Genomic DNA, 17,503 nt, shown 5'->3' on the forward strand with positions numbered 1-17,503 from the left:
AATGGGCGGCCGGCATTGCTTCACATCAACGCATCGGCCAGCCGTGCAATACCTTCGCGGCTGCGCCGCCACGTGGGACGGCTGCGCCACTGCTGCAGGTCCAGCTGCCGCGACTCGCGCAGGTAGCCGTCCTCGATCGCGCACAGCTGCTGGACCAGCGCGCGGTCGTAGCAGATCAGGCCGATCTCGGCATTCAGCGCGAACGAGCGGATATCCATGTTGATGGAGCCGAGCACGGCGATGTCCTCATCCACGCTCATGTGCTTGGCGTGCAGGAACTGCGGCTCGTACAGCGCGATGCGCACGCCACAGCGCAGCAGTTCATCGTAGTAGGCCTCCTGCGCCCACGACGTCAGCCGCTGGTTGTTGCTGGCCGACAGGATCAGCTGCACCTGCACGCCGGACAATGCGGCGATACGCAGCGCACTCAGCGTGGCTTCGTCAGGCACGAAGTACGGGGTGACCATCACCAGCCGGCGCCGTGCGAGGTGGATCAGCGCGGCTACCGCGTCGCGCGCGTTGCTGTACGGGTAGGCCGGGCCGCTGGGCAGCAGCTGGGTGGCGATGTCGTCGCCGCATTCGGGCACATCGGTGATCACATCCAGGCGCTGGCCGGTCTCCATGTACCAGTCGCTGGCGAATACGGCTTCCAGATGCGCCACCGCCGGGCCGCGCACGCGCGCCACCAGCTCGCGGTTCGGGTGGCCCGGCACGAACTGCGGGCCCGCCAGATTCTGCGAACCGACATAGGCCACTTCGTTGTCGATCACCGCGATCTTGCGGTGGTTGCGCAGGTCCATGCGCCCGCTGCGGCGCCAGCGCAGGCCACCGGGCAGCATCGCGCGCACTTCGATGTCGCGCGCCTGCAGGCGCTTGCGATAGGCGCGCAGGCCACGCTTGGCGCCCACCGCATCGAGCAGCACGCGGCACTGCACGCCACGCGCGGCGGCACGCTGCAAGGCCTCGACAATGGCCTCGCCGACCGCGTCATCGAACATCAGGTAGTACAGCAGGTGCACGCGGTCTTCGGCCTGGTCGATGTCGGCGATCAGCGTGTGCAGCGACTCGTCGTAGTCGGTCAGCAGATCGACGGCGTTGCCGTGCACCGGCATGAAATCGCCCTGGCGCTGCACCAGCGGCACGATCTCGGCGCTGGCGGTGTCGGGCTGTGGGGTCCAGCGCAGGCGATGCTGCAGCGCCTGCTCCTCACGGATCACCTGCGAGGCCTCGGCTTGGCGGCGGATGCGCTCGCGCGACAGCCACGGGTGGCCGAACAGCAGGTACAGCGGCAGGCCCAGCAGCGGTACGAAGCCGACCAGCAGCAGCCAGCTGCGCGCCGCGCCGGGCGTGGTGCGGGTGGGAATCCAGCACAGCGCGACCAGCCGGATCAGCCAGTCGATCAGCAGCAGGTAGGAACCCAGCAACCACTCGAACAGCATCGTGTCGCCCGTCGGGAGGTGATGGGCCATTCTGCCCACCGGCCTTTGTAGAGTCGAGCCGCGCTCGACTGCGTTGAAGCAGCGTGCCAACCAAGGTTGGCACCTACCGGGGGCGGGGACCGCGTGTCGACCAAGGTCGACACCTACCGGGCACGGGGACAGCGTGTCGGCCAAGGTTGGCAGCCACCGGGTGTGGGAACAGCGTGCCGACCAACGGTCGGCACCCACCACCTGGATGCCAGACATGAAGAAACCCGCCACAAGGGCGGGTTTCTTCGCGGGGACCAGCAATCCTTGCGGATTACTTGATCTTGCCTTCCTTGTACAAGACGTGCTTGCGCACGACCGGATCGTACTTCAGGAATTCCATCTTCCCCGGGGTGTTCTTCTTGTTCTTGTCGGTCGTGTAGAAGTGGCCGGTACCGGCCGAGGAAATCATACGGACCTTATCGCGCTTGCCTGCCATGATGCTTTACTCCTCAGACCTTTTCGCCGCGCGCACGCAGCTCAGCCAGAACGGAATCAATGCCGTTCTTGTCGATGGTGCGCAGTGCATGCGCGGAAACACGAAGCTTGACCCAGCGGTTCTCGCTGGCCACCCAGAAACGGCGCTCGTGCAGATTCGGCAGGAAACGACGACGGGTCTTGTTGTTGGCGTGCGAGACGTTGTTACCCGTCTGCACTCGCTTGCCGGAAACCTGGCATACGCGGGACATTGCGCACCTCGATAGTAGTAGTTGTCAGCCCGTAGCCCGGGAGACGGCGGCCTCGATGGTTGCCCACCACACGTCAAGAGAATCAAAGGGTTACGCTGGCGTTGGGCGGCCGGGGACGTGCTCCCGGGGGCGCCGCCCGGTAGAAAACCGGACACAGCGAGCCGCGCATTATGCACGGGTTCAAGCACTTGCGCAAGTTACCCACAGGCTGCGGCTGAACCGGCAGGGCCGGGAGCCCGCCAACCGGCATACTGCTCCGGTTCACTGCGGAGCTTTCCATGCGGCTGCTGGCCCTGACCTACGGAACCGAAGGCGATACGCGTCCCCTGGCCATGCTCTGCCATGGCCTGATCGGCGCAGGCCACGAGGTGACACTGCTTGCCGATGGCGGCACCCTGGGCAGCGCGCAGGCACTGGATGTGCCCCATGCGGCTCTTGAAGGTGACATCCATGACGAAGTGGTCGCGCTGGTCTCGCGTGGCAACGGTGTTGCCGCCGCCAGTAGCGGGCTGGCACGGATGGCGCTGCAGCATGTCAGCGGCTGGATGCGCCAGGCCGATGCCGCTGCCGAAGGCTGCGATGCGATTCTGACCGGTGGCCTGGCGGCCTTTGTCGGCATGAGCGTGGGCGAACGCCGCGGAATGCCGGTCATCGGCACCGGCATGATCCCGCTGACCCCGACGCGGGCCTTCCGCTCTCCGTTCCTGCCACCGGGACGCTCGCCGGGCTGGTTGAACCGCGCCAGCTATGGGCTGGTCAACGGCCTGATCTGGCGCCAGTTCCGTCGGCCGATCAACGCAGCCCGCAAGCAGCTGGGGCAATCGCCGCGCCGCTCGCTGTGGCCCGGCCTGCCGATGCTCTATGGCATCTCGCCGCAGCTGCTGCCGCCACCGGCGGATTGGCCGGCCGACCACATCGTCTGTGGCCAATGGCGCCTTCCCGATGCGCCCTGGATACCCCCGGCCGATCTGCAGGCCTTCCTCGATGCCAGTCCGCCGCCGGTGTATCTGGGCTTCGGCAGCATGACCGGCTTTGATCGCGAGCGCGTGTTGCCGGCCCTGCTGCAGGCGCTGGCGCCACGCCGGGTGCTGCTGTTTCCTGGCTGGGTGGGACTGCCTGCGATGCGCTTGCCCGATTCGGTCTTCGTACTGGGGCCGACTCCACACGAAGCGCTGTTCCCGCGTTGCGCATTCGCCATCCACCACGGTGGCAGCGGCACCACGCATTCGGCCTGCCGCGCCGGCATTCCCTCGCTGGTGATGCCGTTCGCCGCCGATCAGTTCTTCTGGGCTGATCGTCTGTATCGGTTGGGCGTGGCACCGGCACCGTTGTCACCGAAGCGGCTGGACGCAGCAACGCTGGCGGCAGCCATCACCTTCGTTGAAACCGACGCAACACGCGCACGCGCGGCGGCCCTGGGCGTGGCGATGCGCCATGAGGACGGGGTGGCCTGTGGCGTTGCAATGATCGAGCGATGGTTGCGGCCGGTGTGACAGCGGCCAGGCCTCAGCGCAGGTGCGGAATCACCTGCGCCAGCAGGTGCGCATCCTTCAACGCGCCATGCAGGCCGCGCTGGCTGGGAATGCGCAGGCGCTGCAGCACATCATCCAGCTTGTTGCCCTGACCCGGCCAGCGTCCCCGCGCAAGCTTCAGGCTGCAGGTGATGCGGCAGTGCTGGGCCAGCGTGCCGGGGATGCCGGACAGGCGCAGCTCGTTGTCCAGGAAGCCCACATCGAAGGTAGCGTTGTGCGCGACCATCTCGCTGCCGCGCAGGAACTCCAGCAGTTCGGCCGCCTTGCTGGAGAACAGCGGCTTGCCCACCAGCATCGCATCGCTGATGCCGTGCACGCGCTGTGCGCCCCAATCCACCTTGCGCTGCGGCTGCAGGTAGGTGTGGAACTGGCGGCCGGTGAGCTGGCCATCGATCAGTTCGACGGCACCGATTTCGATCACCCGGTGCCCCAGGCGGTGGGAGATGCCGGTGGTTTCGGTATCCAGTGCAACGATGCGGCTCATCAAGGTGTGCGTTCTCCAGTACGTGCACGCCGATTTTCGCACGCGACCGATGCACTCACCCCAACGCTTCCACCACCCAATCGATGAACACCCGCAGCCGCTGGCTCATGTGCCGGTTCGGCGGGAACATCACATGCATCGGCATCGGCGGCAGCTGCCAGTCCTGCAACACCGGCAGCAGCTCGCCGCGCGCCACGTGCGGTTCGGCCATGTAGCTGGGCAGCGCCACCACGCCCAACCCCGCCAACGCAGCGGCCAGATAGGCGTTTCCATCATCGAAGCCGACCGTATAGCGGCCCTGCACCTCAACGCGCTCATCGCCGCGCTGTGCGCTGAACACCCGCGCCCGGCCACTGCGCGGGCTGAGGAAGCCGACCATGTGGTGGTCGGGTCCTTCCAGCGCGCGCGGGTCGGTCGGCAGGCCGAAGCGCTGCACATAGCCCGTACCGGCGTGGAAACCGATCGGCAGCGCGCCGAGCGGTCGCGCCACCAGTGCCGGGTCGGCCGGGGTGCCACCCCGGATCACGCAATCGACGTTGTCTGCGATGACGTCGACCTCACGGTCGCTGACGCCGATGTCCAGCTGGATCTCCGGGTAGCGCGCCTGGAAATCCGGCAACGCCGGCACCAGCCGCAACCGCGCGTACGGCCCGGGCACATCCACGCGCAGCCGCCCGCGTAGCTGGGTGGCCGCGTCGTCCAGCCCGCCCTCCACCTCTTCCAGCTCGGCCAGCAGGCGGGCGATGCGCGGGTAGTAGGCCGCGCCGTCGGCGGTGACGCTGACCCGGCGCGTGGTGCGGTTGAGCAGGCGCAGCCGCAGGTGTGCCTCCAGCTGCTGCACCAGCTGGGTGACCGTGGTTCGGCTGATCTGCAGCGTGTGCGCTGCGCGGGTGAAGCTGCCGGTTTCCACAACCCGTGCAAACGCCCGCATCGCCTCGAAACGGTCCATGGCGGCCCATGATTGTTTGGAATTGGCAATCAATCTAGGCCGATCATCGCGGTTTATCCAGACAGCACTGGCGCGGAGGATGGCGTTCTCTCCCACGGGATCTTCCCCATGTCACAGCGTGATGTCGTTTTCCCCGCCGGCCGCCAGGCCCTGTACGAGCGCAACCGCTACTCGCCGGCGATCCGATCCAATGGCTTCCTGTTCGTCTCCGGCCAGGTCGGCAGCCGCGAGGACGGCTCGCCCGAGCCGGATTTCGAAACCCAAGTGCGCCGCGCGTTCGAGAATCTCAATGCGGTGCTGGCCGCTGCCGGCTGCACGTTCGATGACGTGATCGATGTGACTGTATTTCTGGTCGATCCGGAAGAGAACTTCGAGAAGGCCTGGGCGATCGTGCCCGAGTACTGGGGCGAGGCGCCGCACCCGACCCTGACCGGCATCGGCGTGACCTGGCTGTACGGGTTCCAGTTCGAGATCAAGGTGATCGCGAAGCTGCCGTGATACGGGTAGTGCCGGCCGCTGGCCGGCAACGCGGTGGGGTCGAAAAGCGTGTCGACCAAGGTCGACACCCACCAAGGCAGGAAGTCCGCACCCACCAGGGCAGGATGCCCCCAGGCCGTCCACCTGAACGGGAGATTCCGACGTATTCCCGAAGCGGCCATTGATATTGTATCCGGCGAAAACCGCTTGCTAGCCTCCCTTCCATGCGCCGGATCTCCCGCCACCTTCGCTCGTACCTGCTGATGCTGCTGATGGCGGCATTCGTGGTCGTGCCGGTGGCCGACGCGCTGGCCTGCACGGTGGAACCGCACGCCAGCACGGTGCACGTGGAGTCCGCACCGGATGCCGATGGCGATACCGACGGCAAGCATGTTGGTGCCTGTGGCCACAACCACTGCCACCACTCCAACCTGAGCCTGCCGGCCAGTACCCTCGCCGCCTTCGGTGCGCCACTGCCGGCGCGCTGGATGAATGCCGGCGACGCGGCGACCTATGCGGTCGCCCAGGATGAATTGACGCGTCCCCCCCGGGCGTGAGTTGAGCGCGTCCCGCGATTGCGGGCTCCCGTTTCACTCACAACCGGAATCCCCCTATGTCGATCCTGACACCTCGGTCGCCGCGCGCGGCCGGGCTGTTCGTCGCCGTGTTGCTGGGCCTGGCCCCGGCAATGCAGGCGTCGGCGCAAGCCGCCCCTTCCTACGACACCCTGCTTGAACGCCTGGACCAGCTGCCGGGTACCCGCGTGGGTACGGCACTGGCCGAGGCCGCCGATGCGCGCGCCGACCAGGCGCGTGCGTTGCCCAATCCTTCCCTCTCCTATTCCGCCGAAAACGCCTGGGGCACCGGCTCCTATGGCGGCATGGGCAAGGCCGATACCGTGCTCACTTTGTCCCAGCCGCTGGAGGTCTGGGGCCAGCGTGGCGCGCGCGTCCGTGCGGCCCGGGCCGAAGCACAGGCCGCCAACCTGCGTGGTGCCCAAAGCCGCAGCGACGTGGCCAGCCAGCTGGCGGTGGTCTACGCACAGGCGGAAAGTGCACTGCGCCGCTACACCCTGGCCGAAGAAGCACTGACCCTCACCCGCGCTGACGCCAACGCCGTCAACGCGATGGTCAAGCAGGGCCGCGAGCCGCAGCTGCGCGCGGTGCAGGCGCAGAGCGAGGTGGCCAACGCCAGCGCCGCGCTGGATGAAGCGCAGGCGTTCCGCGATGCCGCGCTGGCCCGCCTGGCCGGTGCTGCACTGCTGGATGCACCGGTGCAGTCGATCGACGACAGCCTGCTCGACCGTGCGCCGCCGCTGCCGCGCGGTGCCACCGACGTGGCACTGGCGGTGCGCATCGCCGAAGCCGAAGCCGATGCGGCGGGCAAGCTGGTCGAGGTGGAGCGCAAGCGCGCCCTGCCCGACCTCAGTGTCACCGCCGCGCAGACCCGCTTCCGCGAAGGCGGCGAGCGTGCCTACAACCTCGGGGTCAGCCTCAGCATCCCGCTGTTCGACCGCAACCGCGGTGGCATCCGCGCCGCCAATGCCGACCAGCGCGCGGCCGAAGCGCGTCTGGACCAGCAGCGCCGCGACAGCGAGGCCGAGCGCCTGTCCGCCGTGGCCGGGCTGAAGGCCGCCAGTAGCCGTACCCGCGCCGCCGATGAAAGCGTGGTCGCCGCCGAAGAGGCATATCGCCTGGCCCGCATTGGCTTCGACGCCGGACGCATCTCGCAGCTGGAACTGCGCAGCACGCGCAGCGCCCTCATCGCCGCCCGCGGCACCGCCGTGGATGCGCGCCTGTCGCGCGTCGCCGCGGAAATCGATCTTGCCCGCCTGGAAGGGCGCGCACCCTTTGTGGAGGCTCCATGACTCTCTCCCGTACTTTCCCGCTGATCGGCGGCGTGCTGCTGACCGTCCTGCTGGCTGGCTGCGCCGGCAACGCGCAGACGCCTGCCAATGAAAACCCCGCTGCGGCCAAGGCCGGCACCGACGATGGCCACGGCCATGCCGCCGGCAGCAAGGAAGCCAAGGCAGAAACCGCGAAGGCGCCTGCTGACGCCGACGAAGGCGTGGTGCAGCTGACCCCGGAGCAGATCAAGGCCTCCGGTATTGAAGTGGTCGCGATCGGTCGCGGTGGCGGTGGTTCCACGCGCCTGTCCGGCCGGGTCGAACCGTCGGTCGGCGCACGCGCGTCGGTGGCCTCCACGTTGACCGGCCGCGTCGAGCGCGTGCTGGTCGCGCCGGGCACCGCGGTGAAGCAGAACCAGGCGCTGGCGATCGTGGTCAGCAGCGAAGCGGCGGTGTTCCGCGCCAATGCGCTGGCCGCAGCGGCCGAAGCCGAAGCCGCGCGGCTGGCCTATGGCCGCGACAAGGCGCTGGTCGACCAGGGCGTGGTCGCCCGCCAGGAGATGGAAGCCTCGCGTGCACGTTCGCTGGCGGCACAGGCCCAGGCTGCTGCCGCGCAGGCCCAGGCCGCCGCCAACGGTGCGCCCGATGCCAGCGGTCGCGTGCGCATCACCAGCCCGGTGGCCGGCATCGTCGGCAACGTGCAGGTCACCCCGGGCGGCGTGGTCGCCGCCGGCAGTGCAGTCGCCGATGTCGCCGACCCGACGATGAACGAGCTGGTGTTCACCGCACCGCCGGCGCTGGCCGCGCAGGTCACGCCCGGTATGAAGCTGGAAGTCAGCGTGCCGGGTGGCAGCTTCACCGCCACCGTCACCGGTTCGGCCGCCGATGTGCGCCAGCAGGGCGGCGTCGCGGTCATCCGTGCCACGCCGGTGGATGCGTCGCTGCCGCCGGCCGGTTCGCCGGTATCGGCCGTAGTGGTCACCGAAGGCCAGGACGGCTCGCTCAGCGTCCCGGCCGATGCAGTGCAGAACGTCGATGGCAGCAGCGCGGTGTTCGTCGCCGTCGAAGGTGGCTTCAAGGCGCAGCCGGTCCTGGCTGGGCGTCGCGCCGGCGACCGCATCGAGATCCTCGGTGGGCTGACCGGCAGCGAGCGCATCGTCGGTGCCAACGCCTTCCTGCTCAAGGCCGAACTGGCCAAGGGCGAAGCCGAGCACGGCCACTGAGGAGGCGACCATGTTCAAGCTGATCATTGAAACAGCGGTGCGCCACCGCTGGCTGGTGGTGTTCCTGGCGGCGCTGATTGCTGCGGTGGGCCTGTTCCAGCTGGGCAAGCTGCCGATCGACGCGGTGCCGGACATCACCAACCGCCAAGTGCAGATCAACACGGTGGCACCGGCGCTGACCCCGGAGCAGATCGAGCGGCAGGTGACCTACCCGCTGGAAACCGCGCTGGCCGGCATCCCCGGCCTGACCACCACGCGTTCACTGTCGCGCAATGGCTTCTCGCAGGTCACCGCGATCTTCACCGATGCGACCGACATCTACTTCGCGCGCCAGCAGGTGGCCGAACGCATGCGCGAGGCATCGGAAGACCTGCCCGATGGTGCGTCGCCAATGCTGTCGCCGGTCACCACCGGCCTCGGCGAGGTGCTGATGTGGACGGTGGACTTCACCGCGTTCGATCCGGCCAGGCTGGCCAAGCCCGGTGAAGCCGGCTGGCAGGCCGGCGAGGTCTACCGCACGCCGGAAGGCAATCTGCTGCGTACACCGGAAGAACGTGCCACCTACCTGCGCACCGTGCAGGACTGGATCATCGCGCCGCAGATGCGTTCCAGCCCGGGGCTGGCCGGCGTCGATACGGTCGGTGGCTACGTCAAGGAATATGGCGTGCATCCGGACAGCGCCCGGCTGGCCGCGCACGGCCTCGGCCTGGCCGATCTGGTCACCGCCCTGCAGCGTTCCAACGTGCAGGCCGGTGCCGGTTTCGTGCAGCGCGCCGGCGAAGGACTGGTGGTGCGTGCCGATGGCCTGGCGCTGACCACCGAGGATCTGGCACAGGCCCCGGTGGCGACCCGCAATGGCGTGGTGGTGCGCGTGGCCGATGTGGCCGAGGTCGAGCTGAGCCGCGCGCCGCGCCTGGGTGCGGCCAGCCGCAACGGCCATGAAGCCGTGCTGGGTACCGCGCTGATGATTGCCGGCGGCAACAGCCGCACCGTGGCGCAGGCCGCTGCGGCGCGCCTGGAACAGGTGAACAAATCGCTGCCGGCCGACATCGTGGCCGCGCCGGTGCTGGACCGCAGCGTGCTGGTCAATTCCACCATCAAGACCGTGGCCAGGAACCTCACCGAGGGCGCGCTGCTGGTGGTGGTGGTGCTGTTCCTGCTGCTGGGCAACCTGCGTGCAGCAACGATCACCGCGCTGGTGATTCCACTGTCGTTCCTGTTCGCAGTGATCGGCATGAACCGCTTCGGCATCAGCGGCAACCTGATGAGCCTGGGTGCGCTGGACTTCGGCATCCTGGTGGACGGTGCGGTGATCGTGGTCGAGTCCACGCTGCTGATGCTGGGCCAGCGCCGCGCCGAACTGGGCCGTGCATTGACCGCGATGGAGCGGCTGCGCGTGGCCGCCGATTCGGCGATGAAGATGGCGCGCCCTGCGGCCTTCGGCCAGCTGATCATCCTGCTGGTGTTCGCGCCGATCCTCACGCTGGAAGGGGTGGAGGGCAAGACGTTCCACCCGATGGCGGCGACCTTCATGCTGGCCCTGGTCGGTGCCTTCATCTTCTCCTTCACCTTCGTGCCGGCGATGGCCGCGCTGCTGGTGCGCGAGCCGAAGGTGAAGGACGGCGATGCGCATGCCGAAGATGGCGAGCACGAGACGAAGCTGATCCGCGTGCTGCGTGCGCGCATCGAGCCGATGGTGCGCAAGGCCGTGGCGCATCCGCGCACGGTGCTTGCCGGCGCGGTGATGATGGTGGTGGTGGGCATCGGTTCGTTCTCGCTGCTGGGCCGCGAGTTCATGCCGACCCTGGACGAAGGCAACGTGGCGATGCAGGCCCTGCGCGTGCCGTCGACCTCGCTGGAGCAGTCGCTGGCGATGCAGCTGGCTTTGGAAAAAGCAATTGCCAAGCAGCCGGAAGTGGAAACCGTCTTCTCGCGTACCGGTACCGCCGAGGCGGCCATCGACCCGATGCCGACCAACATCTCCGACAGCGTGATCGTGCTGAAGCCGCGCAAGGACTGGCCCGATCCGAAGCTGGACAAGGAGGCATTGGTGGCGCGCTTTGAAAAGCTGGCCGGGCAGCAGCTGGGCAACAGCTTCGAGTTCAGCCAGCCGATCGAACTGCGCTTCAACGAGCTGATTTCCGGCGTGCGTACCGACCTGGCAGTGATGATCTTCGGCGATGACTTCAGCCAGCTGCAGAAGGTGGCCGACCAGGTGGCGCTGAAGCTGCGTGCGGTGAACGGCGCGGCCGACGTGCGGGTGGAACAGATCTCCGGCCTGCCGACGCTCAACGTGGCGATCGACCACGTGGCGGCGGCGCAGTACGGGCTGACCGCCGCAGACGTGAGTGATGCGTTGTCCACCGGCATCGGTGGTACCGCGGCCGGCAAGATCTTCGAAGGTGATCGCCGCTTCAACGTAGTGGTGCGCCTGGACGATGCCTCGCGCAACGATCCGGACCAGCTGGCCTCGCTGCCGATCGCCACGCCTTCGGGGCTGGTGATTCCGCTGTCGTCGGTGGCGCGCATCACGGTCAGCGAAGGACCGAACCAGATCAGCCGCAACAACGGCAGCCGCCGCGTGGTGGTGCAGGCCAACGTGCGCGGTCGCGATCTGGGTGGCTTCGTCGGCGAGGCGCAGTCAGCGGTGGCCGACGTGGCACTGCCGCCGGGTGCCTACCTGACCTGGGGTGGCCAGTTCGAGAACCTGCAGCGCGCGGAAAAGCGGCTGGCGACGGTGGTACCGGTGGTATTCCTGCTGATCGGCAGCCTGCTGTTCATGGCCCTGCGCAGCGGCAAGGAAGCCATTCTGGTGTTCAGCTGCGTGCCGTTGGCGCTGGTCGGCGGCATCCTCGCGCTGCTGCTGCGGGGCATGCCGTTCTCGGTATCGGCGGCGGTCGGCTTCATCGCCGTCTCCGGCGTGGCCACGTTGAACGGCCTGGTGCTGATGCAGGCGATCCGCGAACGCCTGGATGCCGGTGACCTGCCGCTGCAGGCAGCGATCAACGGTGCCTCCAGCCGCATCCGCGCGGTGCTGACCACCGCGCTGGTGGCGATCGTCGGCTTCATTCCGATGGCGATTGCCAGCGGTTCCGGTGCGGAAGTGCAGAAGCCGCTGGCGACGGTGGTGATCGGTGGCCTGATCACCGCCACCGTGCTGACCCTGCTGGTGCTGCCGACCTTCGCGGCGCGGGTAGCCAAGCCGCGGGCGGTGGGGTGAAAGACCACGGGGTCGGATCCTGTGATCCGACCCCGTTTTCCGGTCCGAGGTAGTGCCGGTCGCTGGCCGGCAATGTCGAACGATCGCGGTGCGTGCAGGTTGCCGGCCAGCGGCCGGCACTACCCGGTAGCGGTCAGGCCTTCTTGCGCTCGGCGATGTAGGCCTGGATCTGCTGTTCCAGCACCGGCAGCGGCACCGAGCCCTGCTTGAGCAGGGTGTCGTGGAAGCCCTTGATGTCGAACTTGTCGCCCAGTTCCTTCTCGGCCTGCGCGCGCAGGCGCACGATGGCGATCTCGCCCAGCTTGTAGCTCAGTGCCTGGCCCGGCCAGGAGATGTAGCGGTCCACTTCGGTGGTCACTTCATGCTCGCTCAGCGCGGTGTGGTCACGCAGGTAGGCCAGCGCCTGCTCGCGGGTCCAGCCCTTGCTGTGCACGCCGGTGTCGATCACCAGGCGCGCGGCGCGCCACATCTCATAGGTCAGGCGGCCGAAATCCTCGTACGGGGTTTCGTAGATGCCCATTTCCACGCCCAGCTTCTCGCAGTACAGCGCCCAGCCTTCGCCATAGGCGGAGATGTAGGCGTTGCGGCGGAACTCGGGCAGGTTCTTCTGTTCGGCGGCGATCGCGCCCTGCAGCGCGTGGCCCGGATCGGACTCATGCAGCGTCAGTGCCGGCAGGTTGTACAGCGGGCGCGACGGCAGGTTGTAGGTATTGAGCCAGTAGGTGCCCATGCCACCACGGCCGGCGGTCCAGAACGGCGCGATATCCGGCGGCACCGGCACGATGGTGAAGCGCGCGCGCGGCAACGTCATGTACTTGCCCAGCTGGCCGTCCGCCCGCTTGGAAATCCACGCGGCACGCGACAGCAGCTCTTCCGGCGTCCTGGCATAGAACTGCGGATCGGTACGCAGGAAGGTCAGGAACTCGGCGAAGCTGCCCTTGAACTTCACCTGCTTGATGATGTCGTTCATTTCCTTCTGGATGCGTGCGACTTCATCCAGGCCGATGCGATGGATCTCGTCCGGCGACAGGTCCAGCGTGGTGTATTCGTGGATCTGCTGCTTGTAGTACGCCTTGCCATCGGGCATCGCTTCGGCGGCCAGGGTGGTGCGCGCCTGCGGCACGTACTCGTTGACGAAGAAGGTGCGCAGCTGCTGGAACGCCGGCACCACCTTGCCGCTGATCGCTTCACGCGCCTGCGCCTGCAGCCTGGCCTGCTCGGCGGCCGGGATGGTGGTGGGCAGCCTCTTGAACGGCGCGTACAACGGCGATCCGGTCGGGTCCTTCAGCTCGGCGACGGTGGCGATGGACACTTCGCGGCCATCGAGCACGGCACGCGGCACGCTGAAGCCACGCTTCAGGCCGGCACGCATGTTCTCGGTCTGCTGGCCGAAGTAACGCGGCACATCGTTCAGCCGTGCGATGTAGTTCTGGTAGTCCTGCACGGTCTTCATCTCGCGCCGGGCCATGAAGGACAGGTTGGACCAGAACGAGGAGTCGGCGTTGAACGGCATCTCGTAGCCGCGCAGGCGCGTCTCTTCGGCCAGGTTGAACACCTGGTCGTGGTAGATCGCGTAGTTGACCTGGTTGTCGGGCGACAGGGTCTTCGGGTCGATCTTCTTCAGCGCGGCGAGGGTCTCGTCCCACACCTTCAGGCGCGCCTGCTGCGCGGCCGGGCCGACATCGGGCATGCGGGTGGCATTGGCCGGCGCGTCTTCGTCCTCGCTGGCCTCGCCGCCGCCCTGCTGGCGCCACTTCCATTCCTTCTCGTACAGCGCGCGGAAGGCGGCATCGGCGGGCGATTCGGTAGCGACGCTGGCCGGCGCGGCGGCGGCGGGCGGCGCGGCCAGGGCCACGGCGGGCGCGGACAGGGCAATCAGCAGGGCAACGGCAAGACGGGTTTTCACGAGCACAGGTTCCCGGGAAGGCAGACCCCGATGATGGCACCGCCCACGGCCCACGGCATGGGACGAAGGTCCTGCCTGCAGCGCAGGCAGGACCGGGAACCGGCCGCAGGCCGGGGCCCAGCGCCGAAGGCGCGTGGTAGAGCCGACTGTCAGTCGGCTGCTGTTCCGCCACATGCAGCAAACCCCGCGCTCCGCGCGAAAGTCGACTGACAGTCGACTCTACCCACGGCAGGCAGGACCGGGAACCGGCCGCAGGCCGGGGCCCAGCGCCGGAGGCGCGTGGTAGAGCCGACTGTCAGTCGGCTGCTCTTCCGCCACATGCAGCAAACCCCGCGCTCCGCGCGAAAGTCGACTGACAGTCGACTCTACCCACAGCAGGCAGGACCGGGAACCGGCCGCAGGCCGGGGCCCAGCGCCGGAGGCGCGTGGTAGAGCCGACTGTCAGTCGGCTGCTCTTCCGCCACATGCAGCAAACCCCGCGCTCCGCGCGAAAGTCGACTGACAGTCGACTCTACCCACAGCAGGCAGGACCGGGAACCGGCCGCAGGCCGGGGCCCAGCGCCGGAGGCGCGTGGTAGAGCCGACTGTCAGTCGGCTGCTCTTCCGCCATATGCAGCAAACCCCGCGCTCCGCGCGAAAGTCGACTGACAGTCGACTCTACCCACGGCAGACCGCATCCCGGCGCAGCCTCAATGGCTGGCCTTGTCCCGCTTCCAGCCGCGGTGCTTGATGTCCAGCTGCAGGCTGTACAGCGCGGTGAACGCCGGGAACAGGTTCTGCAGCACGCCCACCGAGTCCTGCTTGGCCGAGAACAGGAAGTAGCTCAGCGTCATCAGGCTGCCGACCACGCTCATGTACCAGAACAGGCGCGGGATCACCGGCTTGCCCGCACGCTTGGACGCGATGAACTGGACCAGCCAGCGGCCGCCGAACATCAGCGCGCCGGTATAGCCGATCAGCTTCCAGCCGGTCACATGCAGGCCGGTCCAGTACAACCAGGTCAGCGGCTGGTCGAGCCAGTGCAGCTCCAGATCCATCAACGCTCCTCCACTGCGGTGCGCTTGCTGCGGGTGATCAGCCACGCCACGCCGCGCAGGTCACGGATGCCGACCAGTGCACGGCCCAGGTTGTTGTACTTGGACACGCCGGCGGTACGGTGGCGGTGGTTGACCGGCACGCTGGTGGTCTTCCAGCCGGCACGCTGCATCAGCGCGGGCAGATAGCGGTGCATGTGGTCGAAGTACGGCAGGTCGAGGAACGCGCTGCGCTCGAACAGCTTGATGCCGCAGCCGGTATCGGGCGTATCGTCGCGCAGCATGCGTGCGCGGATGGCGTTGGCCCACTTGCTGGCCCAGCGCTTGCTGCCGCTGTCCTGGCGGTTGACCCGCCAGCCGGCGAACAGCTTCACCTGCGCCTCGGCGGCATCGCGCGCGGCCAGCAGCTTGGGGATATCGGCCGGATCGTTCTGGCCATCGCCATCCAGGGTGGCGATCCACGGCGCCCGCGCATGCTTGACACCGGTGCGCACGGCGGTGCTCTGCCCGCTCTGGTTCACATGGTGCAGCACCCGCAGTTCCGGTGTGGTCGCCTTCAGGCCCTGCAGCACCGCCAGGGTGTCATCGCGCGAGTGATCATCGATGTAGACGATCTCGAACGGCAGCCGGCCACGCAGTGCAGCGGTGATTTCGGCAACCAGCGGGGCGACGTTGTCGCGTTCGTTGAACACCGGGACGACAACGGAAAGCTCGGGTTGGCTCATAAGGCACTCGGCCAAAGGGGGACAAAGACCGCGCATTCTCCGAAGCCGAGGTTATCCGAAGATGAATCCGGCTGTGTGAGGATCCGTCCTCAGGCGCGGTCGCCAAAATACTCGCGGCACCACTGCACGACGGGGGGCAACCCTTCTTCGATCGGGGTCACCGCGTCGAAGCCGAATGCGTCATGGGCGCGCCGGGTATCGGCCATCGTGCGCACCATGTCGCCCGGCTGCATCGGCTTGTAGACCTTCTGCGCGGGACGACCGGCGGCCTGCTCGATCACGCTGATGAAGCGCTCCAGCTCGACCGGCGTATGGTTGCCGAGGTTGAACACCCGGTGCGGTACCGGACCATCGGCCGGATGCGCGAGCGCGCCGAGGATACCCGACACGATGTCGGAGACATGTGTGAAATCGCGCTGCATGCGGCCCTCGTTGAACACGTCGATTGGCCGCCCGGCCAGCACCGCGCGCGAGAACAGCAGCGGTGCCATGTCCGGCCGGCCCCACGGGCCATACACGGTGAAGAAGCGCAGGCCGGTGGCATGCAGGCCGTACAGCTGCGCGTAGGTGTAGGCCATCAGCTCGTTGGCCGCCTTGGTCGCCGCGTACAGCGAGCGCGGCTGGTCCACGCGCTGGTCCTCGGAGAACGGCGGCGTGGCCGAATCACCGTAGACCGAGCTGCTGGAGGCATACACCAGGTGCTGCACGCCACGGTGACGGCACAGTTCGAGCATGTTGACGAAGCCGACCAGGTTGCTGTCGACGTAGGCGTGCGGGTTTTCCAGCGAATAGCGCACGCCGGCCTGCGCGGCCAGGTGGATCACCGCAGTCGGCTTCACCTCGTCGAACAGTGCCGCCAGGCCCTGCTGGTCGGTCAGGTCCAGGGTGCGCAGGTCCAGCGCCGGGCACAGCGCAGCCACGCGGTCGCGCTTGATCTGCGGGTCATAGTAGTCGTTGAAGTTGTCCAGGCCGACCACGGGCTGGCCGGCCTCCAGCAGCGCGCGGGCCGTGTAGGCACCGATGAAGCCGGCAGCGCCGGTGAGCAGGATGGTCATGACAGGGGCCTGGAAACGAAGTTCAGGCCCCTGATGTTACCGGTCTCAGAACAAACCGAAACGCTTCTTCGCCACGTTGGTGCGGCCGGGTTCGATCACGTCCTGGATGTTCTTCGCATCGAAGCGGTCGAGCAGCACCTCGGCGCCCTTCCTCAGCTTCAGGTCCATCTCTTCCGGGTACAGCGGAACCAGGCTCATGAAGCTGATGGTCCTGCCGTCCTCCAGCGCCAGCGTGGCGAAGTCCTCCGGGGCGGTCACCGGCGACAGCACGATGGCACCGTCGAAACCCACGCCCGGCGCGTAGGGCTCGCTGGGATGGCCGTTGGGAATGGTGTGGCCGAAGCCCAGCCAGGTGTCGTACTCGTGCGGCAACCGTGCCATGCCCTTCAGCAGGCGCACCGGCCAGTAATTGCGCTCGTCCTCGAAGGCGTCCTGGGAGATCGGCCAGTCGGCCGGCAGGGTCACCATCAGTTCCATGTAGCGCGGCACGTCCGCGTCCACCTCGGCGGGCACGGTCATCGGCAGGTCGCTCATGCCGGAGGTGACCAGGCGCAGGTACGGGCAGTGGTCATTGGCCGGCACCACGTGCACGTCGATGTGCACCAGATCGGAGATGATCTCGTGGAAGACACCGGACACCGGGCCCAGATGGCGTTCGAGATGGGCGCTGATCGCCTCGATGTGCTGTTCTTCGCCGATGGCGGGCACGAAGTCCTTTTCGCGGCGATGTACCAGTATCTGGGTGCCGTCCGGGCTGACGTCCTCGTATTCGTTGCTCATGTCCTGTTCCCTGGATGAGGCCACGGACCGGAGAGCAGTGCATCCCCGGCACGCGCGGCGGTGCGTTCCCTGTCATCTGCAGGACGCGGCGGGAACAGGCCGCACCCCCTGGCGCTG

At 67.7% G+C, this 17,503-nt stretch carries 16 protein-coding genes; 6 read left to right on the forward strand and 10 right to left on the reverse strand.

Translation table 11 applies throughout. The features are described from left to right. Positions 1–20: 20 nt before the first annotated feature. From cls to rpmB, 3 genes are all read right to left on the reverse strand, one after another. Positions 21–1,439: a cardiolipin synthase gene (cls, locus tag CKW06_RS22900; RefSeq protein ID WP_005414897.1), complete on the reverse strand. Its 1,419-nt coding sequence runs from the start codon at positions 1,437–1,439 to the stop codon at positions 21–23. 301 nt (positions 1,440–1,740) lie between these two features. Next, positions 1,741–1,908 carry a 50S ribosomal protein L33 gene (gene rpmG / locus CKW06_RS22905; RefSeq protein ID WP_169411268.1) on the reverse strand — a complete coding sequence of 56 codons (168 nt, stop codon included), beginning with the start codon at positions 1,906–1,908 and terminating at the stop codon, positions 1,741–1,743. A 10-nt stretch (positions 1,909–1,918) separates the two neighbouring features. Beyond that, positions 1,919–2,155 (reverse strand): 50S ribosomal protein L28, encoded by a 237-nt coding sequence (gene rpmB / locus CKW06_RS22910; protein ID WP_005411638.1) that lies wholly within the window; start codon positions 2,153–2,155, stop codon positions 1,919–1,921. Positions 2,156–2,433: 278 nt separating this feature from the next. Between rpmB and CKW06_RS22915 the strand changes: the two genes are divergently transcribed. Next, positions 2,434–3,648, forward strand: coding sequence for a nucleotide disphospho-sugar-binding domain-containing protein (locus tag CKW06_RS22915; RefSeq protein ID WP_024957798.1), 1,215 nt, complete (start codon positions 2,434–2,436; stop codon positions 3,646–3,648). 13 nt (positions 3,649–3,661) lie between these two features. On the opposite strand, the gene dnaQ is transcribed toward CKW06_RS22915, so the two are convergent. Together dnaQ and CKW06_RS22925 are read right to left on the reverse strand one after the other, a co-directional pair. Further along, complete coding sequence (gene dnaQ / locus CKW06_RS22920; RefSeq protein WP_005411640.1) at positions 3,662–4,171, reverse strand: DNA polymerase III subunit epsilon; 510 nt, start codon at positions 4,169–4,171, stop codon at positions 3,662–3,664. Between the two features lie 55 nt (positions 4,172–4,226). Next, positions 4,227–5,120, reverse strand: a complete 894-nt coding sequence (locus tag CKW06_RS22925; protein WP_012481623.1) for a LysR family transcriptional regulator — start codon at positions 5,118–5,120, stop codon at positions 4,227–4,229. 108 nt (positions 5,121–5,228) lie between these two features. On the opposite strand from CKW06_RS22925, the gene CKW06_RS22930 reads away from it, so the two are divergent. The 5 genes from CKW06_RS22930 (at position 5,229) to CKW06_RS22950 (ending at position 11,886) form a co-directional block, all read left to right on the forward strand. After that, positions 5,229–5,618 (forward strand): RidA family protein, encoded by a 390-nt coding sequence (locus CKW06_RS22930; protein ID WP_024957797.1) that lies wholly within the window; start codon positions 5,229–5,231, stop codon positions 5,616–5,618. Between the two features lie 203 nt (positions 5,619–5,821). Continuing rightward, positions 5,822–6,154, forward strand: a complete 333-nt coding sequence (locus CKW06_RS22935; RefSeq protein WP_024957796.1) for a hypothetical protein — start codon at positions 5,822–5,824, stop codon at positions 6,152–6,154. A gap of 56 nt (positions 6,155–6,210) precedes the next feature. Continuing rightward, a complete protein-coding gene (locus CKW06_RS22940) occupies positions 6,211–7,464 on the forward strand; it encodes a TolC family protein (RefSeq protein ID WP_024957795.1) in 1,254 nt (417 codons plus the stop codon). Next, a complete protein-coding gene (locus CKW06_RS22945) occupies positions 7,461–8,666 on the forward strand; it encodes an efflux RND transporter periplasmic adaptor subunit (protein WP_024957794.1) in 1,206 nt (401 codons plus the stop codon). The genes CKW06_RS22940 and CKW06_RS22945 overlap by 4 nt, the downstream gene beginning before the upstream one ends. Positions 8,667–8,676: 10 nt before the next feature. Then, complete coding sequence (locus tag CKW06_RS22950; protein WP_024957793.1) at positions 8,677–11,886, forward strand: efflux RND transporter permease subunit; 3,210 nt, start codon at positions 8,677–8,679, stop codon at positions 11,884–11,886. A gap of 133 nt (positions 11,887–12,019) precedes the next feature. Here CKW06_RS22950 and CKW06_RS22955 read toward each other — a convergent pair whose 3' ends face one another. From CKW06_RS22955 to CKW06_RS22975, 5 genes are all read right to left on the reverse strand, one after another. Then, positions 12,020–13,792 carry a DUF885 domain-containing protein gene (locus tag CKW06_RS22955; protein WP_024957792.1) on the reverse strand — a complete coding sequence of 591 codons (1,773 nt, stop codon included), beginning with the start codon at positions 13,790–13,792 and terminating at the stop codon, positions 12,020–12,022. Between the two features lie 689 nt (positions 13,793–14,481). Then, positions 14,482–14,829 (reverse strand): lipid-A-disaccharide synthase N-terminal domain-containing protein, encoded by a 348-nt coding sequence (locus tag CKW06_RS22960; RefSeq protein WP_005414908.1) that lies wholly within the window; start codon positions 14,827–14,829, stop codon positions 14,482–14,484. After that, positions 14,829–15,551: a glycosyltransferase family 2 protein gene (locus CKW06_RS22965; RefSeq protein WP_005420380.1), complete on the reverse strand. Its 723-nt coding sequence runs from the start codon at positions 15,549–15,551 to the stop codon at positions 14,829–14,831. Before CKW06_RS22965 ends, CKW06_RS22960 begins: the two co-directional genes overlap by 1 nt. An 89-nt stretch (positions 15,552–15,640) precedes the next feature. Next, a complete protein-coding gene (locus tag CKW06_RS22970) occupies positions 15,641–16,606 on the reverse strand; it encodes an NAD-dependent epimerase/dehydratase family protein (protein ID WP_005411650.1) in 966 nt (321 codons plus the stop codon). A gap of 45 nt (positions 16,607–16,651) precedes the next feature. Further along, on the reverse strand, positions 16,652–17,386 hold the full coding sequence (locus CKW06_RS22975) for a suppressor of fused domain protein (RefSeq protein WP_024957791.1): 735 nt from the start codon (positions 17,384–17,386) through the stop codon (positions 16,652–16,654). Positions 17,387–17,503 lie beyond the last annotated feature (117 nt).

It is taken from the genome of Stenotrophomonas maltophilia (assembly GCF_900186865.1).
Lineage (GTDB): Bacteria > Pseudomonadota > Gammaproteobacteria > Xanthomonadales > Xanthomonadaceae > Stenotrophomonas > Stenotrophomonas maltophilia.

Excerpts from the sequence above, each read along its gene's own strand:
- CKW06_RS22950 (WP_024957793.1), top strand. The coding sequence starts at position 8,677 with ATGTTCAAGCTGATCATTGAAACAGCGGTGCGCCACCGCTGGCTGGTG.
- CKW06_RS22965 (WP_005420380.1), bottom strand. The coding sequence starts at position 15,551 with ATGAGCCAACCCGAGCTTTCCGTTGTCGTCCCGGTGTTCAACGAACGC.
- CKW06_RS22945 (WP_024957794.1), top strand. The coding sequence starts at position 7,461 with ATGACTCTCTCCCGTACTTTCCCGCTGATCGGCGGCGTGCTGCTGACC.
- cls (WP_005414897.1), bottom strand. The coding sequence starts at position 1,439 with ATGCTGTTCGAGTGGTTGCTGGGTTCCTACCTGCTGCTGATCGACTGG.
- CKW06_RS22940 (WP_024957795.1), top strand. The coding sequence starts at position 6,211 with ATGTCGATCCTGACACCTCGGTCGCCGCGCGCGGCCGGGCTGTTCGTC.
- rpmB (WP_005411638.1), bottom strand. The coding sequence starts at position 2,155 with ATGTCCCGCGTATGCCAGGTTTCCGGCAAGCGAGTGCAGACGGGTAAC.
- CKW06_RS22975 (WP_024957791.1), bottom strand. The coding sequence starts at position 17,386 with ATGAGCAACGAATACGAGGACGTCAGCCCGGACGGCACCCAGATACTG.
- CKW06_RS22970 (WP_005411650.1), bottom strand. The coding sequence starts at position 16,606 with ATGACCATCCTGCTCACCGGCGCTGCCGGCTTCATCGGTGCCTACACG.
- CKW06_RS22915 (WP_024957798.1), top strand. The coding sequence starts at position 2,434 with ATGCGGCTGCTGGCCCTGACCTACGGAACCGAAGGCGATACGCGTCCC.
- CKW06_RS22930 (WP_024957797.1), top strand. The coding sequence starts at position 5,229 with ATGTCACAGCGTGATGTCGTTTTCCCCGCCGGCCGCCAGGCCCTGTAC.
- dnaQ (WP_005411640.1), bottom strand. The coding sequence starts at position 4,171 with ATGAGCCGCATCGTTGCACTGGATACCGAAACCACCGGCATCTCCCAC.
- CKW06_RS22960 (WP_005414908.1), bottom strand. The coding sequence starts at position 14,829 with ATGGATCTGGAGCTGCACTGGCTCGACCAGCCGCTGACCTGGTTGTAC.
- CKW06_RS22925 (WP_012481623.1), bottom strand. The coding sequence starts at position 5,120 with ATGGACCGTTTCGAGGCGATGCGGGCGTTTGCACGGGTTGTGGAAACC.
- CKW06_RS22935 (WP_024957796.1), top strand. The coding sequence starts at position 5,822 with ATGCGCCGGATCTCCCGCCACCTTCGCTCGTACCTGCTGATGCTGCTG.